The 25,718-nt window shown below is 69.1% G+C and carries 25 protein-coding genes and 6 pseudogenes; 21 read left to right on the top strand and 10 right to left on the bottom strand.

All coding sequences use genetic code 11. The features are described 5' to 3' along the window. The first annotated feature begins 264 nt into the window (after positions 1 to 264). The 19 genes and pseudogenes from IPG50_38395 (at position 265) to IPG50_38305 (ending at position 13,220) form a co-directional block, all read left to right on the top strand. Positions 265 to 1,783 (top strand): annotated as a pseudogene (locus IPG50_38395) (t4-like baseplate wedge). Continuing rightward, positions 1,783 to 2,330, top strand: a pseudogene (locus IPG50_38390) (hypothetical protein). The pseudogenes IPG50_38395 and IPG50_38390 overlap by 1 nt, the downstream one beginning before the upstream one ends. Positions 2,331 to 2,340: 10 nt before the next feature. Continuing rightward, a pseudogene (locus tag IPG50_38385) lies at positions 2,341 to 3,035 on the top strand (hypothetical protein). 4 nt (positions 3,036 to 3,039) lie between these two features. Beyond that, complete coding sequence (locus tag IPG50_38380) at positions 3,040 to 3,429, top strand: hypothetical protein (protein MBK6698013.1); 390 nt, start codon at positions 3,040 to 3,042, stop codon at positions 3,427 to 3,429. A gap of 10 nt (positions 3,430 to 3,439) precedes the next feature. Further along, a pseudogene (locus tag IPG50_38375) lies at positions 3,440 to 4,785 on the top strand (phage tail protein). A gap of 73 nt (positions 4,786 to 4,858) precedes the next feature. Further along, positions 4,859 to 6,761: pseudogene (locus tag IPG50_38370) on the top strand (hypothetical protein). A 10-nt stretch (positions 6,762 to 6,771) separates the two neighbouring features. Further along, a complete protein-coding gene (locus IPG50_38365) occupies positions 6,772 to 7,206 on the top strand; it encodes a hypothetical protein (protein ID MBK6698012.1) in 435 nt (144 codons plus the stop codon). Between the two features lie 44 nt (positions 7,207 to 7,250). Further along, entirely contained in the window at positions 7,251 to 7,940 is a 690-nt protein-coding gene (locus tag IPG50_38360; GenBank protein MBK6698011.1) for an N-acetylmuramoyl-L-alanine amidase, read from the top strand. 16 nt (positions 7,941 to 7,956) lie between these two features. Further along, entirely contained in the window at positions 7,957 to 8,193 is a 237-nt protein-coding gene (locus IPG50_38355) for a hypothetical protein (protein ID MBK6698010.1), read from the top strand. Beyond that, complete coding sequence (locus tag IPG50_38350; protein ID MBK6698009.1) at positions 8,193 to 8,777, top strand: hypothetical protein; 585 nt, start codon at positions 8,193 to 8,195, stop codon at positions 8,775 to 8,777. The genes IPG50_38355 and IPG50_38350 overlap by 1 nt, the downstream gene beginning before the upstream one ends. 122 nt (positions 8,778 to 8,899) lie before the next feature. After that, entirely contained in the window at positions 8,900 to 9,172 is a 273-nt protein-coding gene (locus IPG50_38345; protein MBK6698008.1) for a hypothetical protein, read from the top strand. 71 nt (positions 9,173 to 9,243) lie between these two features. Beyond that, positions 9,244 to 9,438, top strand: a complete 195-nt coding sequence (locus IPG50_38340) for a hypothetical protein (protein ID MBK6698007.1) — start codon at positions 9,244 to 9,246, stop codon at positions 9,436 to 9,438. Then, positions 9,435 to 9,722, top strand: a complete 288-nt coding sequence (locus tag IPG50_38335; protein ID MBK6698006.1) for a hypothetical protein — start codon at positions 9,435 to 9,437, stop codon at positions 9,720 to 9,722. Before IPG50_38340 ends, IPG50_38335 begins: the two co-directional genes overlap by 4 nt. 109 nt (positions 9,723 to 9,831) lie before the next feature. Continuing rightward, positions 9,832 to 10,449, top strand: coding sequence for a hypothetical protein (locus IPG50_38330; protein ID MBK6698005.1), 618 nt, complete (start codon positions 9,832 to 9,834; stop codon positions 10,447 to 10,449). A 199-nt stretch (positions 10,450 to 10,648) separates the two neighbouring features. After that, positions 10,649 to 11,566 (top strand): amidoligase family protein, encoded by a 918-nt coding sequence (locus tag IPG50_38325; protein ID MBK6698004.1) that lies wholly within the window; start codon positions 10,649 to 10,651, stop codon positions 11,564 to 11,566. Positions 11,567 to 11,669: 103 nt separating this feature from the next. Beyond that, positions 11,670 to 12,110, top strand: coding sequence for a gamma-glutamylcyclotransferase (locus tag IPG50_38320; protein ID MBK6698003.1), 441 nt, complete (start codon positions 11,670 to 11,672; stop codon positions 12,108 to 12,110). Further along, positions 12,107 to 12,505, top strand: a complete 399-nt coding sequence (locus IPG50_38315; protein MBK6698002.1) for a gamma-glutamylcyclotransferase — start codon at positions 12,107 to 12,109, stop codon at positions 12,503 to 12,505. The genes IPG50_38320 and IPG50_38315 overlap by 4 nt, the downstream gene beginning before the upstream one ends. A gap of 8 nt (positions 12,506 to 12,513) precedes the next feature. Continuing rightward, positions 12,514 to 12,744, top strand: coding sequence for a hypothetical protein (locus IPG50_38310; protein MBK6698001.1), 231 nt, complete (start codon positions 12,514 to 12,516; stop codon positions 12,742 to 12,744). A gap of 173 nt (positions 12,745 to 12,917) precedes the next feature. Next, positions 12,918 to 13,220, top strand: coding sequence for a hypothetical protein (locus IPG50_38305; GenBank protein ID MBK6698000.1), 303 nt, complete (start codon positions 12,918 to 12,920; stop codon positions 13,218 to 13,220). A gap of 47 nt (positions 13,221 to 13,267) precedes the next feature. On the opposite strand, the gene IPG50_38300 is transcribed toward IPG50_38305, so the two are convergent. From IPG50_38300 to IPG50_38255, 10 genes and pseudogenes are all read right to left on the bottom strand, one after another. After that, positions 13,268 to 14,410, bottom strand: a complete 1,143-nt coding sequence (locus tag IPG50_38300; GenBank protein MBK6697999.1) for a cysteine desulfurase — start codon at positions 14,408 to 14,410, stop codon at positions 13,268 to 13,270. After that, positions 14,407 to 15,108, bottom strand: coding sequence for a class I SAM-dependent methyltransferase (locus IPG50_38295; protein MBK6697998.1), 702 nt, complete (start codon positions 15,106 to 15,108; stop codon positions 14,407 to 14,409). Before IPG50_38295 ends, IPG50_38300 begins: the two co-directional genes overlap by 4 nt. Continuing rightward, positions 15,105 to 16,061 (bottom strand): cysteine synthase family protein, encoded by a 957-nt coding sequence (locus IPG50_38290; protein ID MBK6697997.1) that lies wholly within the window; start codon positions 16,059 to 16,061, stop codon positions 15,105 to 15,107. The genes IPG50_38295 and IPG50_38290 overlap by 4 nt, the downstream gene beginning before the upstream one ends. A gap of 5 nt (positions 16,062 to 16,066) precedes the next feature. Beyond that, positions 16,067 to 17,223 (bottom strand): annotated as a pseudogene (locus tag IPG50_38285) (NAD(P)/FAD-dependent oxidoreductase). Next, positions 17,223 to 17,576, bottom strand: coding sequence for a DsrE family protein (locus IPG50_38280; protein ID MBK6697996.1), 354 nt, complete (start codon positions 17,574 to 17,576; stop codon positions 17,223 to 17,225). Before IPG50_38280 ends, IPG50_38285 begins: the two are co-directional and overlap by 1 nt. A 2-nt stretch (positions 17,577 to 17,578) precedes the next feature. Continuing rightward, positions 17,579 to 19,129: an MFS transporter gene (locus IPG50_38275; protein MBK6697995.1), complete on the bottom strand. Its 1,551-nt coding sequence runs from the start codon at positions 19,127 to 19,129 to the stop codon at positions 17,579 to 17,581. Continuing rightward, on the bottom strand, positions 19,126 to 19,866 hold the full coding sequence (locus IPG50_38270; GenBank protein ID MBK6697994.1) for an MBL fold metallo-hydrolase: 741 nt from the start codon (positions 19,864 to 19,866) through the stop codon (positions 19,126 to 19,128). The genes IPG50_38275 and IPG50_38270 overlap by 4 nt, the downstream gene beginning before the upstream one ends. Then, positions 19,866 to 20,549, bottom strand: coding sequence for a metalloregulator ArsR/SmtB family transcription factor (locus IPG50_38265; GenBank protein MBK6697993.1), 684 nt, complete (start codon positions 20,547 to 20,549; stop codon positions 19,866 to 19,868). The genes IPG50_38270 and IPG50_38265 overlap by 1 nt, the downstream gene beginning before the upstream one ends. A gap of 702 nt (positions 20,550 to 21,251) precedes the next feature. Continuing rightward, positions 21,252 to 22,097, bottom strand: coding sequence for a hypothetical protein (locus IPG50_38260; GenBank protein ID MBK6697992.1), 846 nt, complete (start codon positions 22,095 to 22,097; stop codon positions 21,252 to 21,254). A gap of 30 nt (positions 22,098 to 22,127) precedes the next feature. Next, entirely contained in the window at positions 22,128 to 22,430 is a 303-nt protein-coding gene (locus IPG50_38255) for a ribbon-helix-helix protein, CopG family (protein ID MBK6697991.1), read from the bottom strand. 376 nt (positions 22,431 to 22,806) lie between these two features. On the opposite strand from IPG50_38255, the gene IPG50_38250 reads away from it, so the two are divergent. Both IPG50_38250 and IPG50_38245 read left to right on the top strand, forming a co-directional pair. Continuing rightward, positions 22,807 to 24,453, top strand: coding sequence for an SAM-dependent DNA methyltransferase (locus IPG50_38250; protein MBK6697990.1), 1,647 nt, complete (start codon positions 22,807 to 22,809; stop codon positions 24,451 to 24,453). Further along, positions 24,443 to 25,699, top strand: coding sequence for a restriction endonuclease subunit S (locus IPG50_38245; GenBank protein ID MBK6697989.1), 1,257 nt, complete (start codon positions 24,443 to 24,445; stop codon positions 25,697 to 25,699). The genes IPG50_38250 and IPG50_38245 overlap by 11 nt, the downstream gene beginning before the upstream one ends. Positions 25,700 to 25,718: the final 19 nt, after the last annotated feature.

The raw sequence follows: 25,718 nt of genomic DNA, 5'->3' as shown, positions 1-25,718 counted from the left end.
TGCGCCACCAGCGCAACGACGCGGCCCTCGGAAGCTGGCCCGCGTCTACAATTAACGCGCAAACCTCAAGCGCTGGAGTGCCCGGCGCTCGTCAGCCTGAGCGTCGAACAGGACGGCCCGGCACTTACCCTGCGCGTGCGGGTGCGCGAGCGGGACGTGGCGGCGGCCGTGGCCCGTGTCCTTCGAGCGCTGACCGTCCGGGGCCGGGCTCCCCGAGAGGCGGCTCGACAGCTTTGCCTCCGGGCTTACCGCCCGTAACCCACGTTGCCCAGGTCCGTCGACTACACCGACAAGGATTTCGACGCCCTTCGGGCGCGGCTGGTCGCGCGCTCGTGAAGAGCGTCTTCCCGGACTGGACGGACTTCGACGTCGCGAGCCAGGAACCTGCTGGTCGAGCTCTACGCCTTCGTCGGCGACGTGCTCACGTTCTACCAGGACACGCACCACCCTCGCGAGTCGCGCCTCGTGACCGCCACGCAGCACAAGAGCGTGATGGCCTTGCGAAGATGCTCGGCTACCGGCTGCAGGGCGCGCAGGCCGCGACCGCCGATGTCCTCGTGCAGCTCGTTCTCCCTCCGGCCGCGGGCGTCACCATCCCGGCCGGCACCGTGCTGCGCACGCAGGAGGTCACCGAGCCGGTCCGCTTCCAGCTGCTTGCGCCCGCCGTCATCGCCCCGGGAGCCGACCCGCCGCGCGTCGTCGCCGTGGTCGAGAACTCGAGGACGTCACTCAGCTCTTCCCGCGCGCGGCGTCGACGACCTCGGTTGCACCTCGACTACGCCCCGCACTCGACGGCTCCGCGCTCGTGACCACGCCGCAGGGCGCGTTCACGGAGGTCGACAGCTTCCTCGACTCGCGCGCAGCGACCGCCACTTCGTCGTGACCGTTGGCCGGAACGACCGCGCCACGCTGCGCTTCGGCAGCGGCGTGAGCGGGCATGCCTCGGAGCGGCACGGTCTCGGTCACCTACAAGACGGGCGGCGGCAGCGTCAGGGAACGTCGACGCAGGCCGACGCATCGTCGTCATCGAGGGCGCCTTCAAGACGCGTACGGCAGCCCGGTGCAGGTCCCCGTCCGCAACCCGCTGCCCGCCTCGGGCGGCGCGGATCGTGAGACGGTGGCCTCCTCGAAGCTACTCGCCCCGAGAGCCTGCGCGCGCTCACGCGCACAGTCGCGAGGACGACTTCGGGGATCAACTTGCGAAGGCTCCCGGGTCATCGCGCGGCGCTGATGCTCACCTCGAACGAGGACCCGACCATCGCGGAGAACACCGGCATCCTCTACGTGATCCCGCAGTCGACGGCGGGCGCGGCGGCGCCGACGCCCCGCGCTGAAGAACCTGTGGTGCTGCGGCGGGTAACTGGAGGTCACCCGTGCACGCTGACGTTTCAGGTGAGCGTGCGGGACCCGGTCTACCGAGTCGTCGATGTCGCTACGCGCCTCATCCTGCGCCAGGACTTCGCCGGCAACGACGTCCGTGACCGGGTTGCGCGCTGAACCTCCCGTTCTACTTCCGCGTCAGCGAGCAGGACGGCAACGCCCAACCCGCTCGTCGACTTCGGCTTCAACATCAAGGACGCCGAGGGAACGCGGTTGGCGAGATCTTCTCGTCGGATCTCTTCAACGTCATCCGCGACACGCCGGGCGTGCACCAGAATGGAGCGACGCGCGGCTCGACCTGACGCTCAACGACCTGCCCGCCGGCGTGAAGCTCAACGTGCGCGAGTTCCCGGTGCTCGGCACCGTGACCCTTCGCAACGGCGACACGGGGGAGCTGCTCTGATGGCGCTCCTCAACCCGAGCTTCGAGGACGAGGGGGCTCTGCCCGGCGAGGCCGAGCACTGGACGCTCACCGCCGTGACGAGCCTCGAGGTGCTCGCAGGCTTCGGCACCGCGCCCGAGGACGCGTTGGAGGACTTCGAGCGCTGGTTCTCGCTCCTCGCGTCGCTCGACGACGGTACCGTGATGCTCGCGTTCTTCGACAGCGCGCTCAGGGCTACGAGGGAGTTCGACGCGGCTGGGCCAACGCGGTCTACCTCTACGAGCTGCCGCCCGCGCAGCTCGTCACGTGCGCCTTCGGTGGCGGCGCCGTCGAGGACTGCGAGACGGGCTGGAGCAACGTGCCGTACCTGCGCGACTGGGCGTTGGTAACTGCCGCGACGGGCGTGTTCGACGGCGAGCCGCGCGAGGACTTCGAAGACCAGTGGCGCTCGAACCAGAGCTACGCGTGGACGTGGACCGCGGTGACGGCGAGCACCGCGCTGTTCGACAGAGGCGTGCCGGCCGTCGAGGACTTCAACAACGCCTGGGCGAACGCGGCCACCCTCTGAGGAGCGACCGATGGCCGCCGCAGACTGGACGTACCTGAACGACGGGCTCGACATCGCGACGGTGGATCGCGGCGTCACCGCGGGCATCGCTCGACCCCGAGGCGGCGGGAGCTTCCTCTACGCCTTCAACTCCCTCGCGGCCGTCGATGGCGCGGTAGCCCTGTTCGCGAACCTCGCGAGCTTCGCTCCGATGGCGAAGGGTGGCTCCATTCTCGGCGTCGTTCAGCGCAGCCCTGGCGGCGGACCCGCGGCTTCTCGCCGTTCTGTTCCTCTGCTGCCAGGGCAACTCGGTCAACGACAGCGCGTACCTGCTCGGGCTCTCCGACGATGACCCGCACCGCATCGTGCTCCGTAAGGGTGCCGTCACGGTGGGGCTGCCGAACGCCGATGGTCCCGGCGTGCTGCTCAAGTCGGCGGCGAGCTTCGCGCAGGCGACCTGGGTGCATCTGCGGCTCGACGTCATCGTGAACACCAACGGCGACGTGGTGCTCAAGGTCTTCCAGAACGACCTCGCGGCGCACGGCCCTCGGCACGCCGCCCGACTGGCAGCCCGTCTCCGGGATGGTCGAGTTCATCGACGACCACCTCGGCATCAACTCCGGCAGCCAGCCGCTCACCTCTGGGCGCGGCGGCTTCGGCTGCTCGGTGAAGGACGTGACGCGGCGCTCCTTCTTCGACCACGTCGAGCTGTTCCGGCAGGTGTGAGGCGATGGCGCTCACCGCGTTCACCAGCCGACTCGGGCGAGGCCAGGGACGCCTGGTCACCTCGAAGGCGACCGGAGGCGACTACGCCTTCGTGCTCGGCGAGGACGAGCCGGGGCGCTTCTTCGAGCTCGGTCTCGGCGACCACACGGAGGTGACGCAGTCGACGGACCTCACGGGCGTGAAGCTGGTGCGAGCGCTGCTTCGCCTTCGGGTGCCGGCGAGCACGCCCGCGGGACTCGCGTGGGAGGCCTCCCTCGTCGTCGACGGCACCGCGCTCGCGCGCATGCGTGCGAAGCCGGGCCGGGAGCGACTCGTCACGGACCTCGCTGCCAATGTCTCGAAGCTGTCGGGCGTGCACACCGTAGGCGTGCGCCTCGAGCTGGTGACCGCATGAGGGCACCGGCATGAGCACGCTCGAGCTTCCCGCGCTCTACGTCGACAGCGTCGCGCTCGTCGTGAGCACGCCGCGGCTGGTGGTCGTGAACCGCGACCCAAGCCCGGGCGAGACCGGCGTGCCCGTCGACGCGACGCTCGCCCTCGAGCTGATCGACACCGGCGCGGACGGCGTGAACCGAGCCAGTGTCCATGTCTGGGTCGACGGCGTACTGGCCTTCGACGGCGGCGCGCTGCCGGAGATCACCGCCGCCTTCGCCGGCCCGCTCGCCGGAGCAACGCAGACCGTCGACACGCTTCGCGTCGTGCTGCACCCGGTGGTTCAGATGGCGAGCCTCGCCACGGTCTCCGTGCGCGTAGCGGGGCAGACGGTGGGCGGTGCCGCCTCCGTCGACGAGGTGTACTCGTTCGTCGTCGAGGACCGCACGGCGCCGCGGCTGGTGGGGGCGCAGGCGCTCGCGCAGAAGACGGTTCGCGTCGCCTTGGACGAGCCCGTCCTGCTGCCCGGCGGCTCGAGCTTTGTCCTTACGCCGAAGGGAGCGCCGGCCGTGCCATTGGCCGTCGTCGCTTCGGTTGTCGATGGCAGCGTCGTGCTGCTCACGCTCGACACCGAGATGACCCCCGGACGTCGTGCATGAGGTCGTGGCGCTCGGCGTCACGGACCTGTTCGGCAACGTCGTCCTCGCGCCCTACCACCGCGCGACGTTCACCGGGTTCCGCCCTGCGCGGCCGCAGACGCGTCGCTTCGACCTCTGGCGGATGCTCCCCAAGCACAACCGCCGCGACGATCAGACCGGAGACCTCTTCCGCTTCATCGCCTGCCTGCAGGAAGTGACCGACCTGCTGCTGGCCGACCTCGATCGCTGGCCCGACATCTTCGATCTCGAGCGCGCGCCTGAGGCTTCCTCGACCTCATCCTCCGCGACCTCGGCAACCCGTTCCCGTTCGAGCTCGACACCATGGGAAGCGCCGACTCGCGTCGGTGCTCGTCGAGATGTACCGGCAGAAGGGGACGGCGAAGGGGCATCAGAACGCGATCCGCTTCTTCCTCGGCATCGACATCTCGGCCATCTCGCCGTTCCCAACGCCGACACGCTCATCCTCGGCGAGTCCGGGCTGGGCATCGACTGGGTCCTCGGGCCCCTCGGACCCGCTTCGCCCGGTACGCCTTCAACGTCGAGGTCGCGCGCATCCTGGCCGAGCGCGAGCGCCGGCAGGGCTCCGCGCCATCGTCGAGATACCTGAAGCCCGCACACACCCACTTCGTCGGACCCTGGTCGAGCCGCTCCCGCCCATCCTGCCGAACCACTGGGAGCTGGGTCTCAGCGACCTGGGGGAGACGACGGACCTGCACTGAAGGCCTGTCCCCCGAAAGCCGCGTCAGCCGGCTTTGCCTCACCGGAGGGCCCCGTGCGCTCCGAGGCAAGGACATGGCCGATCGCGTCGACTTCTACTTCCGCCAGCGCGTCACCGAGGCCGAGCTCGACCTCGCGTTCGCCTTGCTCGAGAAGGCCGACCGGGACCTCGCCGCGGACCTGAACATCTACGGCATCGTCGCGGGTGCTGTCCCCGCGCCGCACTCGCCGGTACCGGACCTAACGGTCGACCTGACCGCACCGGCGCGCGCCTACGACAACCTCGGCCAGCGCATGTTCTTCGGCACCGGCCAGACGGTGGACTGCGCCGTCGACCTCGTCGGCATCCCGACCGACGTGGCGACGGTCGGCAACGAGCGCTGGCTCGGCATCTTCCTCCGCTTCAAGCGGCTGCTCTCCGATCCCCGGACGGACGGCAACTCGCAGCAGGTGTTCTTCCGGCGTGACGAGTCGTTCGAGCTCGTGGTCCGTCAGGCGCCCGAGGGCGCCATCGGCGTCGCGCCCAAGGCGGCGCTGCAGGCCGACGAGCTGCTGCTCTGCGACGTGCGGCGACGCCCCGGGCAGACGCAGATCCTCGTCGCCGACCTCGACACCTCGCGACGGCAGGCCTTCATCTTCGCGCAGGGCTCCTCGGTCTCCGTCGTGACGGGGCTTGGGCATCCTCGCCCCGCTCGCGGCTACGGTGCAGGCCTCGCTCGACGAGGTGGACGCGGAGCTGCGCGACCACTTCACGGCGGCGGCACGCCGGCACGCCGCGACCGCCATCGACTATGTTGCGCACGGCTTCGTCGGCGCCGCCAATGTGCAGGCGGCCATCGACGAGGTCGTCGACGACCTCACGACCGGCGCCGTGGGCTCGTCCGGTGCCACCCGCGTCGGCGTCGACGCGTCGGCCGGTGCTCCGAACGCGCTGGCCGCTGGCACCGTGAAGACGCAGCTCGCCGCGCTCCTCGGCTTCCTGAACACGCACGTGAGCGCTGCGACCGGAGCGCACGCAGCCAGCGCCATCGCTGCGACGGCGCACAACAACATCGCGGGCATCAACGTGCAGTCGCAGCTGCAGGAGATCGTCACCGACCTCTCGGCGACGGGCGCCTCGGCTCCGGGCGCGGGCCTCGTGGGCGTCGACGCCATCGCCGGTGCGCCCACGGCCATCGCGGCGGGCACGCTTCGAGCCGCGCTCGTCACGCTTCTCGGCGGCCTCAACGGCCACGTGAACCAGGCCGCGGGCGCCCACGCGGCGTCGGCCATCTCCGTCGCCGACGCTGGCAACAACCTCAACGCGGTGAACGTCGAGACCTCGCTCGCCGAGATCCTGGACGCCGTCGAGGGCGACCACTTCCGCGGCAACGAGGCGAACCCCGGCCAGCACCGAACGATCCGGCAGCCCGCGCTCGGCGGATCGAAGGCGCTCATCCTCGACTCGAATGCGTCGGGCACCGCGCCTACGCACCTGCGCATCTACGCGGACAGCGACTCCGTGTGGTTCACGCTGAACGCCTCGTGGAACGGCGCCGGCTGGACGCGCGACAGCACGCTCTACAACTCGGCGGCCTTCCGCTTCGGCCGCAACTCGCTCGAGTTCCTCCACGACTTCAACAACGAGGCGACGTTCACGACGTGGGATCGCTCGTGGAATCTGCCCATGAGCAGCACCACGAACTCGGCGTTCGAGCTGACGGGCAGCGTCCAGGAGGTTGGCCGACTCGGCATGGAGTACTCGAATGCCGACACGGCCTCGCGCACGCTCGCGGGCGGCGGCGCGACCAACTTCCGCAACCGCTTCCCGGCGTCACCGTCGTCGATCACGTTCTCGTCGCTCAGTCAGTCGAGCGGCTTCTCGGGGAACCCGTCGACGTTCACCGTCGATCGCGATGGGTTCGGCTACTTCAGCTACCAGACCCTCCCTGCGCTCGGGACGGTCTGGTGGTTCGGCACGTACACGGCGGTCGCCTGAGGAGGCCTCGATGTCGATCCACGAGCTGAACGCCACCGAGGTCCTTCAACGCTGCGGCAAGTGCGCCGCCGAGAACCGCATCGTGCTCGACTCGCTCGAGGTCGGAGTCGCGCGCGACGAGCAGGCCGACGCGGCCGTTGTGCCGCTGCCCGCGTGCCCCACGTGTCGCTCGACAGAGTTCCTGCTTCGGTCGCCGGATGCTGAGCCCGCACACCCCGCGCCGGGCAGCTTCGGCCACCTCCACAGGATGCTCGTCGACGAGGTCCACGCCGAGCTGGTGAAGCGCAAGCGGGTCATCCCGCTGCTCAAGGACCAGCAGGGGCGAGTGGACGCGAAGCTCGCGAAGCCGGTCGCCGCCGAGGACGTCGCGCGCTGGTTCCCGCGGGGGCTGAAGATCGAAACGCGTCTCCCCGAGGCCGCCCGCGTGAAGGAGCCCGGGCGGTGAGCGGGCTCGTCGTTCGCGGCGTCGCGAGCAGCGCGCCGGATAGCGTGCGCGTCCGGACCTTCCTCGAGGACGGCACCGCGCGCTTCGTATCGAAGGGCAAGCGAACGCGCGCGACCGAGCTCGTCATCCACGAGACCGTCACGCGCAGCGTCGATTCGACGATCGCCGTGCTGAAGAAGCGAGGGCTCAGCGTGCATCTCGTCCTCGGGCCGGACGGCGAACTGACCCAGCACGGCGACCTCGCGTCCGAGATGCTCTGGCACGCCGGACCCGTGCACAACGGCCCGTCCTTCGGTGTCAAGGTCGTGAACCCGTACTACCCGCGGCTGCTCCGCAAGGGCCTCCCGTGGGAGCGGAGCATCAAGGCTCCGTGGGCACACGAGGGGCAGTACGTGCTGCCGACGCCCGCCCAGGCCGAGGCGGTGGCCTCGCTCGTGCGGTGGGCGACGAGTGCGCCGGCGCCGGGCCTCGAGGTGCCGCGCCGCTGGCCGGGGCTGCGTGCAGCGAGCTTCCAGCTCGGGCCGCTCGCCGAGGCAGGCAAGGCGCTGCCAGGCGTGCTCGCGCACCACTACTTCGGACACGCCGACGGCGCGTGGCTGGTCCTCTACGCGTGGCTGCGTCTCGAGGTCGGTCTCGCTCCGGACGTCGCGTTCGAGGAGGCGGTACGGCGCGCGACGGGCGTGCGGCGCGCCGCTGACGTTCGAGACCTGCTTCCCGCCACGCCCGTGGCCTGACGACGAGGAGAACGACATGAACGAGTTCAGCACCATCGCGACGTGGCTTCAGGCGACCGGCCCTTACGGGCTCGTGGCGGTCCTCGGCTGGGCCTTCTGGCGGGTCAACGAGAAGAAGGACGCCGCGCTCCGCGAGCTGTTCGACAAGGTCGCGGAGATGGGCCGCGCGCAGACGGAGGCTGTCACGAAGGTGGAGGCCGCGCTCGTCGCGCTCAAGGACGCGATCAAGGACCTGCACGACAAGACGGCGTGATGAACGTGCAGGCCTCGCCCGCGCGTCGCTTCGTCGATGAGACCACGCTCCGGGCCGCCGCCGTCGAGGCGGCGCGCTTCGCCTGCAACGGAGCCGCCGGCCGCGTGCTCGGCGACCCCGTGTTCGAGCTCGTCACCGAGGGGCGCAACCGCTGGAAGGGCTACTCGGCCTGCGGCGATCTCGCGCACTACGTGCTGCGTGAGCTGGGCTTCCGCGACGAGCGCATCCTCAATCGCGACGACGACGGCGGTCGCGCGCCGTGGCAGAGCGGCACGAACCTCTCGCGGCTCGTCTTCGCGACCGGCGACGCGTTCGTCTGGGCGAAGCGCGACCTGCGACCGAGGCCCGGCGACATCCTGTACCTCGCACCGCCCGAGCATGTCTGCGTGCTCGAGCGACTCGACGAGCAGCACGGCCGCATCGCGACCTTCGACTACGGGCTCTGGGACAACACCGTGAACAAGCCCGCGGGGCGCGCCCGCGAGACGAGCTTCGGCGTCGGCGCCACCGCGCTCCGCGTCGGTGCCCGCGTGCTGCGCGGGTGGCTCGATCTGGCGAGGCTCCCCGGACTTCTGGCGGGGTAACGCGCAGTTCCGCGAGCGAGGTCGATTCTCGCTTCTTCGCCTTGGATAGCCCGCAGAAGGAAGCCTGTATGTCCCTCGCGAACGGGGCGCATTCACGGACCACCCCGAAGCGGAGCACGACGATGAAGGTGAGCGAGCTGATCGAGCTGCTGCAGGACCAGGACCCCGACGCCGAGGTGATGATCATGAGCCAGGAGAGCTGGCCCTTCGAGAACGCCGTCGCCGGCGTCGCGGTGCGCGAGGAGTTCGTCGACGACGACGACGAGGACTGCGAAGACGACGAGCGCGAGGAGCCCCGCTACGAGAAGGGCACCGCGCCGACCGACGTCTTCCTCGTCGAGGGCCAGCAGCTTCGCTACGGCTCGAAGGCCGCGTGGCGAGTCGCGTCGCGCTGAGTGGAGCAGCGAGGTCGATTCTTCTCGGAACGACCTTGCTAGCCCCGCGAACGGAAGCCTGTATGTCCCGCATGAAGCGCGAGCGATCAGCCAGCGACAGCAAGGTCATCGAGGACATCGCGAAGCAGCATCTCGGGCTCTCGACGCTCGAGACGCGCCGCTCGGACAGCCTCGACTTCCGCGACCTCGCGGTGTGGCAGCTGCGCGCCGCGCTCGAGGCCGCGTACCGGGCGGGGCTCGCCGCCGCGAAGAAGGAGGAGCGATGAAGATCATCGGCGCAACGACGACGTACGTGGGCAGCGAGATCCCCGGGTTCAACGGGCAGCGCGTGCGCATCTTCGGCGTGATGCGCGGCGCCCTGCGCCCCGACGTGAACGTCGACGCGGACGACTACTTCCTCACGGACGACGAGGTCCTCGCTCGACTCGGCGGCGTGACGAGGCTCGATCGCCTCGACGTCGCCCATCTGCGCGCGGACGGGAGCGCGAGCTTCGTGCACTGCGACCCACGCGCGATCGATCTCGAGTGCTTCGCCGACTTGAAGGACTGACGACGAGCTGACCGACAGAGCGCTCCATCGCGGAGCGCAGCCCGACACGCGAGCCAGGGCGCGCGCGTGAAGGGTGACGTGTACCCGGCGCCCGACGAGGAGACGGACCATGAGCAACCGAAACAAGCGAACCAGGAACGAGCTCGAGCGACTGCGCCTGCCGGAGCTGCAGGCGCGCTTCCGCGAGGTGGTGGGCGAGACGTCACGGAGCCCGAACCGGAAGTTCCTCATCCGGCGCATCGAGGAGACGCTCGCCGCCCGAGCGGAGCAGCCGGCCGCGCCCGAGAGCCCGCCGCCCGCGGTCGACACGCCCGCGGAGGAGAGCGCCGCGTCCAACGCGAGCGCGGCCACGCCGACGCACGTGAGGGGACGCTTCACGTCGATGAGCATCGAGGAGCTGCAGGCGAAGTACCTCGAGGCGGTCGGCCGGGCGACGGGCAGCGACGACCGGCGCTACCTCATCTGGAAGATCCGCGAGGCCGAGAAGGGTCGCATCCCGGTCGGCCCGCGCAAGACGCGCGAGCGCAACGGCGAGCCCGTCGACGTGAAGATCCTCCCGCTGCGACTCGAGGCCGAGGTCGTCGAGCGCATGGACGAGGCGTGGCGCACGCGCGGCATCAAGAACCGCATGGAGTTCTTCCGCCGCGCGCTCGGCCACTACCTCTCGCACCTGGGCGCCGAGGAGGCCGCAGCGCTCTTCACGAATGCGGGCGCAGCCAGCGCGTGAAGGGCACCGAGATCCGGGGGGCGTCGCGGCGGCACCGAGTCCGCGACGCCCCCAAGTCCGCGGAAGGTCGCGGCTATTCCAAGTGCCTGAAAATACATCAGAAAGCGCCGTGTTCTGCCTTGCTAGGGGCGCGAACGGAAGCCTGTATGTCCTCACGCGACGGGCACTGGGCCCCGCGCGAAACGCGAGGACGACGACGATGAAGACGCTGCGATTCGGGATCGAGATCGAGACGGTGGGCCTGAGCCGCGAGAAGCTCGCCCGCGCCATCCACAGCGTGGTCGGGGGCACGGTCGCCGACGAGTACCGCAGCTGGCGCATCACCGACGCGCGCGGGCGCCGCTGGCAGGTGGTCCCGGACGGCTCGCTGAGCGGCGGCGAGAACAGCGGCGAGATCGTCTCGCCGGTCCTCGGCTACGACGACATCGACGAGCTGCAGAACGTCGTCCGGGCGGTGCGCACCGCGGGCGCGAAGGCGGACACCTCGACGGGCATCCACATCCACATCGACGGCAGCCGCTTCGACGCCAAGAGCGTCACGAACCTGGTGAAGCTGGTGCACAAGCAGGAGCGCCTCCTCGAGCACGCGCTCGGGGTCAGCGAGACGCGCCTCGCGCGCTACTGCCGCCCGATCGACTCGGGGTTCATCCAGCGCATCGAAGCGCGCCGCCCCAGGACGATGCAGGAGGTGAGCGACGCCTGGTACGGGTACCGAAACACCAGCCCGCAGCGCTACGACTCCTCGCGCTACCACGGGCTCAACCTCAACAGCCTCTTCTTCCGCGGCACGATCGAGCTGCGCTACTTCAACGGGACGCTGCACGCGGGCGAGGTGAAGGCCTACGTGCAGCTGGCGCTCGCGATGGCGGCCAAGGCCCTCGGCTCGAAGGCCGCGTCGAGCAAGCGCCGCGAGTTCAACCCCGCGACCGCCAAGTACGACTTCCGGGTGGTGCTCCTGCACCTCGGGCTCATCGGCGACGAGTTCAAGACCGCGCGCCTGCACCTCACCAAGAAGCTCGCGGGCTCGGCGGCTTGGAAGGGCGAGCGCCGCGACCGCCGCCCGGCCGCGAGCGCCCCGGCGAGCGAGGAGGTGGGCGATGCCCGAGCAGCAGCGTGAGGGGCGCGGGGCCGGGTACGCCGGCCCTGGATTCGGCCGCCAACGGAAGCGATGGATGACTACGGCGGGCCTCGGCCCGCGGCGAGATGAGAAGATGGGACAGGTGCTCTACTTCGCGTACGGCTCGAACCTCGACGACGAGCAGATGCGCTCGCGGTGCGCGAGCGCGCAGCCCGTGGCGCGCGCCGCGCTGCCCAACTACGCGCTCGCTTTCGGCGGCTTCAGCCACCGCTGGGACGGGGCGGTCGCGAGCGTCGTGCGGGCCCGCGGCGCCCGCGTCGAGGGGCTCCTCTACCGCCTCGACGACGCGGACCTCCGCTCGCTCGATCGCTTCGAGGGCCACCCATTCGCCTACGAGCGCGTCGTGAAGCTGGTGCTCGACGAGCACGGGCAACGCCGCCGCGCGACGACGTACCTGCAGCCCGAGGACGGGTTCGAGCCCTGGGCGCCGCAGCCCGGCTACTTCCGCGTCCTGTGGCGCGCGTACGCCCGCCTGGGCTTCGACGTCGCGCCCCTTGCCACCGCAGCGGGGGTGGAGCCATGAACACGCCCAAGGGCCAGCGTGGCGCGCCCACGCGCGTCTTCGTCTACGGGACGCTCCTCGCGGGCGAGCCGAACCACCGGCTCCTGACGGGCGCCCGGCTCGTCGCGGAGGCGAGGACCAAGCCGGCGTTCGAGCTGCGCGACCTCGGCGCGTTCCCCGGGCTCGTGCGCGGCGGCGAGCACGCGGTGGCCGGCGAGGTGTATGAGGTCGACGAGGCCACGCTCGCCGCGCTCGACCAGCTCGAAGGGCACCCGCGCTTCTACCGGCGCACGCGCATCGCCCTCGAGGACGGCGCCGCCGTCGAGACCTACCTCCTCGCGCCCGAGCAGGTCGAAGGTCGCCCCGTCATCGACTCGGGCAACTGGCGAGCGCGCCGGAAGGAGACCGCAGCATGAAGATCGTGATGAGAGACGGGCGCGTGTTCCAAGGCACCGCCCTGCAGATCGTGAAAGCGATGCAGGACATCGCGTTCGGCGTCGAGGACTTCACGGTGCCGAAGTACATCGAGTGGGTGGTGGCCAACGCGCGCAAGTTCGAGGAGATCGAGCTCGCCGTGAAGGGCGAGACCGACGAAGAGCTGGCCGCTTCACTCGTGGCCGAGATGCTTCGCGCCGGGCTCACGCGGCGGATGTAGGCCATCGGCCTCCGTCGGCTGCGCGGCCCGAAGGGCGCGGAACCTCGCGCCTATTCCAACCGCTCGAAAAGACATCGGAAACCGACGTTCTTGGCCTTGCTAGGGGCGCGAACCGAAGCCTGTATGTCCCTCGCAACGGGCGACGAGCCGCCCTACAGAACGCGAGGACGACGATGCGGACCACGAGCCAGAACACGCAGACGACGAAGACGGTGAGCCAGGGCGAGAGCCGCTACGGGACCGCCGAGCCGCAGATCGAGATCCGGCTCCCGAAGGGCACGAGCCACCGCCTGGTGAGCGCCGCGCTCCACAAGCTCGCCGCCGACGTCGAGCTGGCCACGCCCGAGCGGGAGCGCTGGATCGTCCAGACCGAGAGCTTCTACGACGCCCGCGGCCGCGTGTACCTCGAGCTGGCCGACGCGACGCCGGCCGAGGCCGAGCGGGGGATGGCGATGCTCAAGAAGCTGGTGGGGTGAGCCCGGAGCTGCGGGAGCGGCGAATAGCCGCTTTGGTATGAAAGTGGCTATTCGCCGGCCACGCGCCGCCAGGACCGCACCAGCGCCTCGCTCGCCCGCGCGACGTCGTCCTCCGTGGTGCTTCGCCCCAGGGTGAGCCGCACCGAGCCGAGCGCCTCCTTGGGGGCAACACCCATTGCCAGGATGACAGCCGACGCGCTCTCGTGGCCCTCGTGACACGCCGAGCCCGTCGACGCGGCGATCTCCGGCGCGCCGGTCAGTACCGCGTCTCCGGTAGCTCGCGGGAAGCGGACGTTGAGCGTGTTCGGCAGGCGCAGCTCGCGATGGCCGTTAAGTGCCAACCCGGGAACGTCGGCGCCGAGACGAGCCCAGAGTTCGTCCCGTAGCGCGCGCATCCGGTTCGCCGCCGCCTCCAGGTCGCGCCCAACCGCTGCACATGCGGCGCCGAGGCCGACAATGGAGGCGACGTTCTCGGTGCCCGGGCGAAGCCCGCGCTCGTGACTCGCGCCGAGGACGAAGGGCACGAGCGGCGTGCCACGCTTCACGTAGAGCGCGCCGACGCCCTTGGGCGCGTAGAGCTTGTGTCCTGCGACGGAAAGCAGGTCGACGTCGAGGTCGCGCACGTTCACGGGTACCTTGCCGAGCGACTGCGCGGCGTCGGTGTGGAGGAGCGCGCCGGCTCCGTGCGCGAGACCGGCCAGCTCGCGGACGGGCTGAAGCACGCCCGTCTCGTTGTTCGAGTGCATCACCGTGACGAGCGCCGTGTCGCCGTCGATGGCCTCCCGTGCCTGGTTCACGCTGGCGCGTCCTTCGGCATCGACCCCGACGCGGGTCACGCTCCGCTCGTGCTTCTCGAGCCACGCGCACGGGCGCGCAGTCGCTGGATGCTCGATCGCGGTCGTCACGATGTGGCTGCGCGCTTCGAGCGCCTCGCCCACGCCGCGGATCGCCAGGTTGTTCGCTTCGGTGCCGCCCGACGTGAAGAGCACCTCGTCAGGGTCGCAACCGAGCAACGCCGCCACCTGCTCCCTCGCGTGCGCCAGGGCGCTGCGTGCCCGAGCACCGTACACGTGGCCGCTCGAGGGGTTGCCGAAGTGTTCGCGCAGATAGGGGAGCATCGCCTCGACGACCTCGGGCAAGAGAGGGGTCGTGGCGTTGTGGTCGAGGTAGATGGGATCGCTGGGGTTCATGACGGGAACTCGCGCTTGTCCGCTGCGAGCGCGAGGAAGGCCGCGCCCGGGGCATGGAGACGGGTGAGGAGTGGCTCGACGGGAGCTACGAGCCGGGCGGCAAGGCTGCTCGGCGGAAAGAAGACGGAGCCGCGCACGTTCGCGGCGTGAAGCCCAGCGCCCTGCGCGAGCGCTGCGAGCTCGCCACGGGACCAGAACTGTGCACGCCGCCACGTGCTCGCGCCGAGCCAACCTCGGACGCGCCGCTCGGCGGCCCACACGCTGAAGCGGCCAAGCTCGCCGAGCACGACGCGACCGCCAGGCGTCAGAACGCGAGCCATCTCGCGTACAGCGCGCTGCGCGTCCGGCACGAAGCAGAGCACCGTCACCGCGACGACAACGTCGAAGGAGGCATCCTCGAACGGCAACTGCTCAGCGCGCCCCTGTTGGAGGGTCACTTCGACTCCGCGTGAGACGGCACGCGCATGTGCTGCGTCCAGCATCTCCTGCTCGAGGTCGAGCGCCGTGACGATTGCACCGCGCTCAGCGGCCTCGATTGCGTAGGTCCCATCACCGGTTCCGACATCGAGCACGCGTTTGCCCTTGAGGGGGCCGGCACGCTCGAAGACGACCCGCGTCTCGACTCGCTCGGTGATGCCGCCGAGCGCCGTCGCTCGCCATCGAGCGTAGGTTCCGGCTGCGACGGCAGCTTCGGTCACGACGCCCACCCCTGCATCCACGGCTTCGCACGGTAGCGATCCCACGAGTCGGGGAGCACCGTGACCACGGGCCCATCGAGACCGCCTCGAGCTGCGAGTCGAAGCGCCGCTACCACGTTGGTGCCGGCAGAGCCGCCGACGAGGAGTCCCTCCTCGCGTACGAGCCGCTTCACCATCGCGAAGCTCTCGTCGTCGCTGACCCGCTCCGCGCTGTCGAGGACGTCACGGTGCAGGTTCTCGGGCGCTTCGCTGCCTCCGATACCCTCCACGGCGTACGAACCATCCGCACCGAGCGTGCCGGTCTCGACCCAGTCGGCGAGCGCCGAGCCGACCGGATCGGCGAGCACCACGCGGACGCCGGGGTACGCCGCCTTCAGCCGACGCCCGACGCCCGTGAGGGTCCCTCCTGTTCCGGCCCCCGCCACGAACGCGCCGACGCGCCCGCTGGTCTGCTCGAGGATCTCCGCGCCGGTCGTCTCTTCGTGGACGCGAACGTTCGCAGGGTTCCGAAACTGGTCCGTGAGAAACCAGCCGTGCTCCTCGGCCATGCGCTGAGCGACGTTGCGGAAGTTCTCCGGGCTCGAAGGTGGCGCGTTCGCCGTGATGACGACCTTCGCGCCGAGCGACGCGAGCGCCTGGCGCTTGTCGATCGACATCTTCTCCGGCATCACGCACACGAGGCGGTAGCCGCGCGCGGCAGCCACGAGCCCGAGGCCCATCCCCGTGTTGCCGGCCGTCGCCTCGACCAGCGTCATGCCAGCGCGAAGGACTCCGCGACCCTCTGCGTCCTCGACGATGGCGAGCGCGATGCGGTCCTTGATCGACCCGCCGGGATTCAGGTGCTCGCACTTCACCAACACGCGCACGGGAAGGCCGCGCGCGATCCTTTCCAGGGGGACGAGCGGTGTGCGCCCGATGTGCTGCAGGATGCCTTGACGGTCGTGCTTCACGATCACCTCTACAGCCTTGTGTACAGCCACGACTTCTCGAAGAGGACCTTGCCCAGGTGCCAGCGCCAGCTCGGTGCCCGCACCGTCACGTTGGGCTTCGGCTCGGCATAGAAGTCGCCGCCGCCGAACCCGGCCTTGCCGTCGCCGATCTCCACGAAGCACTCGCCGTGGCCGTTGAAGCGGGCAGCGGCGTTTCCGCCAGCGATCGTGGCCGCGATGTTCTTGGCGACGACCACGGCCTGACCGTGCGCGAACACGCCCGCCTTCGGGAGCGGTTTGCCGAGCTTCAGCGGGATCGAGACCACGTCACCGATCGCGTAGACGCCGGGGAAGCGCGTCTCGAGCGTGTGGCGATCGACAGAGACCCAGCCCGTCTCGCCTGCCAGCGCGGACTCGCGCACCACCCGTGGCGCGCGGTGGGGTGGGACGTACGCGAGCACGTCGAAGTCCACCTGCGCCCCATTCGCGAACTCGAGCCGGCGTCCCGCCGCGTCAACCGCCTTCACTTGATGTTCGGGGTAGTAGGGAATGCTCTTGGCTTCGAGGAGCTGCTTCACAGCGCCAGACATCTCCGGTCCAGCCACGCCCATCGGACCGGGCTCAGCGGCGTAGACTTCGACCGTGACCGCGTCGCGCAGACCGCGCTTGCGAAGGTAGGCGTCGATGAGCAAGGCGGCCTCGTAAGGGCCGCCGGGCACTTGTACGCGGGCGCCGCCGTCAGCACGACGATGCGACCCTTTCGCGTAGACTGGAGCGCCGCGTGCAGCCCTTCCGCGCCGGCCTCCGTGTAGAAGTTGTGCCCGACGTCTTGGAGCCCGGGCACGGCCTCGGGAGCCAACTCCGCGCCCAGCGTGACGATGAGGTAGTCGGCATGAAGCGTCTCGCCGGCCACGGTTACCTGGCGCGTTTCGGGATCGATCTTCTCGATCTCGCCAAGACGGACCTCGATGCCCTTGCGCTCGAGGCGCTTGAGCGGGCGCTTGATGCTCGCGGCGTCCCTCAGTCCGACCATGAGCCACAGAAGCGAGGGAGCGAACAGGTGCTCACGTTCGCGGTCCACGAGCACGACGCGATGCTCGCGCGGAAGTCGCTTCCGAAGCTCGCGAGCAGCGACAAGACCGCCGACGCCGCCTCCGAGGATGACCACCGTCTTGGGCGTACTCATCAGAACACCAACGTCTTGTCGGCCCACTGGGTCCAGTTGGTGAGCTCCTCGAGCGTGCTTCTCTTCGTGCCCTCCGCGAGCTCCGCGTCCGCGATACCGCGCGCGTCCATGCACGTGCCGCAGACGCCGATCTCGGCACTATGGCGCGCGGGTGCCTTCAGCATCACCTCGAGGTTGTAGTAGCCCTGCGGCACCTTCTGGTTCGCCTTGGCGCACGCAGCCGCGTCGCCGATGAGGAAGACCTTCACCTCCTCGCCCTCGCGCTTCGACAGGGAGCCAGCGAGCCTGAGCGCGTTGTAGCTGCGCTCGGTGCCATAGGGTGGGTCGTTCAGAATGAAGAGGGTCTTTGCCATGGTCATGTTCCTTGCGCGGTCAATTGCATCCAAGCCTGGGTCCCACCGCAAAGGGACCGAGCCGACGAGAACCCGCTCGCACGCAGCTGTTCGGCAGCGCGCTCGGAGCGGCCGCCACCCTTGCCGCACACGGTGACGACGACGGCTCCCTGGGGAAGCTCGGAGGCCCGCTCCGCGAGCGCGTCGAGCGGGATGTTGATGGCGCCCTCGACGTGCCCAGCGGCGAACTCGTCCGGCGAGCGCACGTCGACGATGACTGCGTTCGCCACCTGGTCGAGCTGGGTGGGTTCGACGCACGTTGGTCCGGGCTCTCGCGCTCCAGCGGCGGGGCGCAGCGTCTCCGTCATGCGCAGCGCGACGACGACACCCGACGCGAACGTGAGCGCCGCGACGGCCCACATCGCGGCCGGGAGGCCAAGCGCGTCGGCGATGACGCCAGCGAGCAGCGCGCCGATGGCGTAACCGAGATCGCGCCACAGTCGGTAGACGCCGACCGAGGATGCGCGCCACGAGGGATGTGCCACGTCGCCGATGGCCGCGAGCAGCGTCGGATAGACCATCGCGGTTCCAACGCCGAGCAGCGCGGCCCCCGTTGCGAACCCTGCGAAGCCGCTCGCGAGGACGACGAGACCGATGCCCGCCGCCTGGACCCACATGCCGGAGGCGATGAGCCACTTGCGGCCGACGCGATCGGACCACGCGCCGGTGAAGAGCTGTGTGACGCCCCATGTCGCCGGGTAGATGGCGGCCAGCGTGCCAATCTGGCCGAGGTCCATGCGGGCCGCAGTGAAGAAGAGAGGGAACAGGCCCCAGGCCATGCCGTCGTTCAGGTTGTTGACGAGGCCAGCCTGGCTGACGCTGGAGAGGTTCGCGTCGGTGAGGGTCGTGCGCCAGAAGACCTCGCGCTGCGTGGGCATGCCCTCGGGAGGCAGCTCGCCGTGGAGCTTCGACTCCGCGGCGACGTGGTGTTTGGTCTCTCGGACGGCGAGCGCGGAGAGCAGGAGACCAATCACAACGAAGCCGACGCCCAGGTAGAAGGGCTCGGGGCGCAGGCCGTAGTGCGCCGCGATGAAGCCGGTGGCAAGCGCGCTTCCGGCCACTGCGAAGTAGCCAGCGAACTCGTTGAGTCCCATCGCGAGCCCGCGCTTCGCAGGACCGGCGAGGTCGATCTTCATGATGACGGTCGTCGACCACGTGAGGCCTTGGCTCACGCCGAGCAGCGCGTTGGCGAAGAGCACCCACGACCAGGTCGGCGCCCACATCAGCAGGAACGGCACCGGAGCGGCGACAAGCCACCCGCCGACGAGCACGTGCTTGCGTCCGAAGCGGTCGGAGAGCCGCCCGGCGAGGTAGTTCGTGAGCGCCTTCGTCACGCCGAACACGACGATGAACGAGAGCACCGCGGTCTTCGCGGCGAGGTGGAACTCCTGCTCCGCGATCGGCGCCAGGATGGTGCGCTCCATGCCGACCATGGCGCCGACGAAGGCGTTGACCACCACCAGCAGCGAGAACTGCGCGAGGTTCTCGCGGAGACCGAGACGCACGCTGCTCATGGGGTGTTCCCTTCGCGGCCCTGGTTGATGCGAATGATCTGCGCCATCTCTGCGGGCTTTGGCGGCACATCACATAGGGCGTCGATGAACTCCTCGCGTGACTTCGAAAGCAGCGGGTTCCATCGCTTCTCGAACGCGATGGTGCTCGAGGGCTTGCCGCTCATGCCCGCGCCGCACACGGATCCCGAGAAGTGCCCCGGGTAAATCTCGAGCTCATCGGGCAGGGTGAGCAGTTTCGCGTGGATGTTGTCGTGAAGCTCCCCGGCGTTCTCGCGTGCCCGACCGGGTAGGTCAGGACGCCCGACAGCACCGACGAAGAGCGTGTCCCCGGTCAGGACGAACCACGGGTCCGCCCCGCGCCGCAGGTCCGTGACGACGAGGCTGATGCTCTCCGGCGTGTGGCCGGGCGTGTGGAGCACCTTCGCGCGCGTGTTGCCGAGCTCGATCTCCTGGTCGTCCTTTAGGGGTTCGAACGCGAGCGCGACGTCGGCGGACTCGTGCAGGCAGTAGGTTGCGCCGACCTTCTTGGCGAGCGCAGGGCCGCCGGAGCGATGGTCGGCGTGCACGTGCGTGTCGATGACGTGCGTGATGCGCATGCCCTTCGACTCGGCGAACGCAGCGTAGGCGTCGACGTCTTCCTCGTGGGCATCGACGACGGCGCACTTGCCGAGGCCCCCGCAGCCGAACAGGTACGCAGCGCAGCCGGTCTCGAAGTAGTAGTAGGGCTTGAAGATCATCAGCGTGCTCCCTGGCTCTCGGCCTCGACGCGCCAACCACGGGCACGCCAGTCGACGACTCCTTGCTCCATGCGGTGGGCCTTGAAGCCCTTCTTCCGGAGCAGCTCCACCGCCTCGACTGCCATCACGCAGTACGGGCCGCGGCAGTAGGCGACGACCTCGCGGTCCTTCGGCAGCTCCTTCAGGCGCGCCTTCAGCTCACCGACAGGGATCGAGAGCGCGCCGGGGATGTGGCCGGCCCGGTACTCCTCGGGCGGACGAACATCGAGCACGGTGACCTCGCCGCTCTTCACGCGGCGCATGAGCTCGTCGCCCTCGACCGCCTCCATCGCGCCGCGCTGGTCGAAGTACTCGCGGGCGACCTGGTCGACCTCGGCGAGTCGCGCCTCGGCGAGCCCACGGAGGGCGAAGAAGAAACGGCAGACCTCGTCGTCCGCGAGGCGATACTCGACGTAGAGGCCCTTCTTCTCCGCGTCGACGAGCCGAGCGGCGCGCAACACCTGCAGGTGCTGCGAAGCGTTGGCGACCGAGATGGCTGCCTGCTCGGCGAGCGCCTCGACAGTGCGGGGGCCCTGGCAGAGCAAGTCGAGCAGCTCGAGCCGCTTGGGCGCCGAGACGGCTTTCCCGAGCCGCGCGAACTGCTCGTAGATGGCGTCCTTGAACCGCCGATGGGGCGTCGTCATGCGCTCAAGTATTCAACCGTATACTTGAGTAGTCAAGAGATGTGATCGCATTTGGCCGTGAAACCCGTGAGCCGGCCCGTTTTGGGCAGATCGGCGCCCGCGAGCGCCGCGCTCACCATGCGAAGCACCTCGGCGGTCGCTCGACGTGGCCGGACAGTCCAGGCGAACGGGACGCAGTTGGATCCGTTGAATCTGTCCACCACCAGCGAGGCACCTCGGCGCGGCACGGGGGGCATCAGTGAGCCGCCGACAGAGAGAGCGGAGAGCAGTCCCACAACCGAAAGCTGTCCCGGATCATCGCCCCAGTGGCTGCGCGGGGTTCGCTATGCAGAGAACGGACGGGACAGACCCCCGACGGAGATAGCGACCCGTCAGAGCCCGCAGAGAGTGGTTCGCAAGCCGCTCCCCATGCGGAGCTACTTCGAGTCGCGCCAAAAAGGGCGACCAGCAGGTAAACGGAACCCCGAGCGGCGCGAGCTTCTCGGGGTTCTGCATTTCTCGCGGAACGGCGCGGCGTGACGGTGCGCGCACGGTGTTCTCGATCGTGCGCGAGGAGAGCGCGGGAGGCGGCGTCGAGGTGGTCGCGGGCGTCCGTGCGGGCGTTCTCGGCGGGCTCTTCTCCAGGAGAATCGGGCTCGCGAGGCGCGGGGCGTTTTACTCAGCGACCGGTGGGTGAACGGTGCCCTCCATGGATGACCTCGATCAGCACGTTAGACCCGCCTGAGCCCGCATCGTCGGCCACGGCACCGGGCTTGGGTTGCCGGCGCCGTGAGTAGTCATCTCCCACAGCACCAGGCGCCATGATGTCGAACCGTTGCCAGTCTCGTTCGGAAGCGTCCGCAGCCAGTGAGCCCGACGTGTCATCCTCACCCGCAGTGCGCAGCCTGGCGGTTGTCGAACGTGGCCGTTGGCGCCCCAGCCGAGTAGCCCATCAAACGCTCGGCGGCCGAACGCGGTCTTCCAGAAAGCGTCTACTTTGATGGTCGTCGGCGAAGGTGCGCCGCCCTGGCGCCCGGCGTCAGACCAGCGCAAGTCGGCACCACCTGCGCGCAGCGAGCGGAGGCAGCTGGAGAAGCTCGACGCCTCTCCTCCGATCAGCAGGAACGCCCGTGGAGCGGCCGAGTGCACCGACGCGCCACGCGCGAACGCAAGCTTCCATAGATCGCGGCCGACGTCGTCCGCCTTGTTCGTCTTCAGCCACTTCACCTCGGTGATCATGCCGGCGTCAGCATTGCCGCTAGCGTCGTTGCCGGCAGCGACCGCGACGTCGTGCTGGATGGGACGGCCCGACGATGCACCGTGGGAGGGATCATTCCAGCACACCGCGCCCGCGAACCCGGCCGGCTCCTCGGTCCTGAGCCTGTGTGCCTCGGCTGGCTTTGTATGCCCGAGTCCGCGCACGAAGGCGGCGCGGACCAACTCCTCCGTGATGCACAACTGCGAGGGAGTCGCGATCTCCTCTGCGAGGGCGGCCTCGCAGTAGCAGAACGCCCGCCGCGCCCAGTTCGCGTACTCCATCGAGTTCATGTGAGCCTCGCGCGCGATCATGAACGAACGCTGCGCGAGGAGGAAGGTCGATCACCTCGGCGCAAGTGCCTGGTCGGGAAGCAGAGCGTTCCTGTCGGCGACATAGGTCGCGATCACGGCCCGAATCATCGCCGTCCGGCTCCTGAACCCGAGGCGCCTCCACGCCTCGTCGAGAGCATCGACCTCGGCGGCGGTCATGCGGAGCGGCAGGACCTTCACGGTGGCGGCCGCGCCGGGCGCGCGCCGCTCGATCGGCCCGGCGCGGATGCGGCCGTTCTGGGCCTGCCTCGGCTTCCACACCGGGTACGCCGAGTCCGAGGACCGGGTCTCGCGCCCGAGGACCTCGCGGTACATTGCGTGGAGTTCGGGACGGAGAGCTTGGTCAGCCGAGTCGTCGTGGGCGCCGTCGTCGGCGCGTCGGTCTGCGACGCAGCCGCGGTCTCCCGCGTCCGCGCCAAGCGCCTCGCCGATCTTGCGCACCAAGGAGTTGTTGTTGGGCGAGCACGTCGCGGTCGGCGTCGATCATGTCGGCCTGATCCCGCGCCCGCCGGGTGACCGCAGCAGGCGGTCGGGGGGCGTTGCCGGCACCTTGGACGGCGGCCTGAACAGGCGTTGAGCCTGCCGAGGCCGTGACATAGAATCCTGCGTTCAAGATTCGGGGGGGGCGCATCAAGCGTACCGAGTTCGACCAGTGGATCGATGCGCAGCCGCGCGGTGAGGACGGGACGTGATGGCGAAGCGTGACACAGGCAGGAAGAAGCCCGGACGACCGCCCAAGGCCGCAGCGAACGAGGCCGCGCCCGACGCGAAGAAGGCGAGCACGAAGAACGGCTCCACGTCCGATGCCGTGGTGGGCTTCGAAGAGAAGCTCTGGCAGATGGCGGACAAGCTCCGCAACAACATGGACGCGGCCGAGTACAAGCACGTCGTTCTTGGGCTCATCTTCCTCAAGTACATCTCGGACGCGTTCGAGGAGAAGCACGCTGCGCTCACGGCCGACAAGAAGTCGGGCGCCGACCCAGAAGATCCCGACGAGTACCGCGCCGAGAACATCTTCTGGGTGCCGAAGGAGGCGCGCTGGACGCACCTTCAGGGCAACGCGAAGCAGGCCACGATCGGCAAGCTCATCGACGACGCGATGGTCGCCCTCGAGGCCCAGAACCCGACGCTTAAGGGCGTGTTGCAGAAAGACTACGGGCGGCCTGGGCTGGACAAGACGCGCCTCGGTGAGCTGATCGATCTCGTCGGTACCATCGGCCTCGGCGACCGGGAGAACCGGGCGCGCGATGTGCTCGGCCGCGTCTACGAATACTTCCTCACCAAGTTCGCCGCCGCCGAGGGCAAGAACGGCGGCCAGTTCTACACGCCGCGCGGCGTGGTGCGGGTGCTGGTCGAGATGCTCGCGCCCTACAAGGGCCGCGTCTTCGACCCGGCCTGCGGCTCGGGCGGCATGTTCATCTCGAGCGAGAAGTTCGTCGAAGCGCACGGCGGACGCGTCGGCGACATCAGCATCTACGGCCAGGAGTCGAACCACACGACCTGGCGCCTCGCGAAGCTGAACCTCGCGATCCGCGGCATCGACGCCAACATCGTCCATGGCGACACCTTCCACGCCGACGGCCACAAGGATCTCAAGGCCGACTACGTCCTGGCGAACCCGCCGTTCAACGACAGCGACTGGGGCCAGCCGCGCCTCAAGGAAGATGTGCGCTGGAAGTACGGCGTGCCGCCCGCGGGCAACGCGAACTTCGCCTGGGTGCAGCACTTCCTTCACCACCTCGCCCCGACCGGCATCGCCGGTTTCGTGCTGGCGAACGGCAGCATGTCGTCGCAGCAGTCGGGCGAGGGCGACATCCGCAAGGCCATCGTCGAGGCGGATCTCGTCGACTGCATGGTCGCGCTGCCGGGGCAGCTCTTCTACTCGACGCAGATCCCCGTCTGCCTCTGGTTTCTGGCGCGCGACAAGAAGAACGGCCTCGGTGGTCGCGGCAAGAAGATGCGCAATCGCCAGAAGGAGACGCTCTTCATCGACGCGCGCAAGCTCGGCACGCTCGTCGACCGCGTGCATCGCGAGCTCTCCGACGATGACATCGCGAAGATCGTCGACACGTACCACCGCTGGCGCGGTGACGGCGCGGGCAAGTACGAGGACGTGGCCGGCTTCTGCAGGAGCGCGACGACTGCCGAGGTCGCCTCGCACCAGTTCGTGCTCACGCCCGGCCGCTACGTGGGCGCCGAGGAAGTCGAGGACGACGGCGAGCCCTTCGACGAGAAGATGAAGCGCCTCGTGGCGACGCTTGAGGAGCACTTCACGGAGGGGGCGCGGCTGGAAAAGGAGATCCGAAAGAACCTGCGGGGGCTCGGGTATGGGGGCTGAAGAGTTCCTCGGCGCGACGTTGGCGCGGGGCTTTGCGCCGGACTCGGTCCAGTGGCCGCTCGTTCGCTCGAGCATTCTCTTCGAGCTTCGATATGGAAAGGCGCTCGTCGAGACGAGCAGACGCCCAGGGCCGGTTCCCGTTTTCGGAACCAATGGGCGGTGCGGAAGTCACGACACGGCTCTCTTCGCGGGGCCTGGCGTCGTGTGCGGGCGCAAGGGGCAAGGGCCGCTCGGTGTAGAGTGGGTCGACTCGGACTACTGGGTCATCGACACCGCCTACTCGCTCAGACCTCTACGAGACGACGTGGACCTGAAGTTCGCGTACTACCTCGTCAAGTACGTCGGGCTCAACCACCTGAAGGACGGCACCTCGAATCCGTCGTTGAGTAGAGACACATTCGGTTCGCAGCTCTTCCCGGTGCCGCCGGTCCCCGAGCAGCGCGCAATCGCCCGCATCCTCTGTGCGCTCGACGACAAGATCGAGCTGAACAGCAAGATGAACGCGACGCTCGAGGCGATGGCGCGGGCGCTTTTCAAGTCATGGTTCGTCGACTTCGACCCCGTGCGCGCCAAGTCCGAAGGCCGCACCCCAAGCGGCATGGATGCCGAGACTGCGAGCTTGTTCCCAAGCGAGTTCGTCGAATCGGAACTGGGAAGCATTCCGAAGGGGTGGGAAGCCGGAAGAATTGGCGACGTGATCGAGATCCACGACTCACGTCGAGTGCCCCTGTCTTCGCGCGAGCGCGAGCAACGCCGTGGGGACTTCCCATACTACGGCGCGACGTCGGTCATGGACTATGTCGACGCTTTCCTGTTCGACGGCCGCTTCGTACTCGTCGGCGAAGACGGATCGGTCGTGACGCCTGAAGGACTGCCGTTCACTCAGTACGTGTGGGGCCGCTTCTGGGTTAACAACCACGCGCACGTCCTTACGGGCGTTCGCGGCTTCTCGCAGGAGCATCTCTTTCTGCTGTTTCAACAAACGAACATTGCAGCCTACGTAACAGGCGCCGTTCAAGCAAAGCTGAGCCAGGGCAACATGCGGAAAATCCCGCTCGTTGTCGCGCCTGATGCCGTCAATGCGAAGTTCGGTTCGGTCCTTGACCCGCTTTTCGCGCGCTTCAGGGCGTTGACCGAGGAGTCACGAACGCTCGCGCGTCTTCGCGACGAGCTGCTTCCGCGTCTGCTGTCGGGCAGCCTTGACGTCGGTCCGCTGGTCGACAGGCAAGGAGCCGGTGATGGCTGAGGCCGTCACCAATTCCGAA

It is taken from the genome of Myxococcales bacterium (assembly GCA_016703425.1).
Classification (GTDB): Bacteria; Myxococcota_A; Polyangia; order Polyangiales; family Polyangiaceae; genus JADJCA01.
Note: the sequence above shows the minus strand (reverse complement) of the source record. Positions and strands in the feature narration are given on the sequence as shown.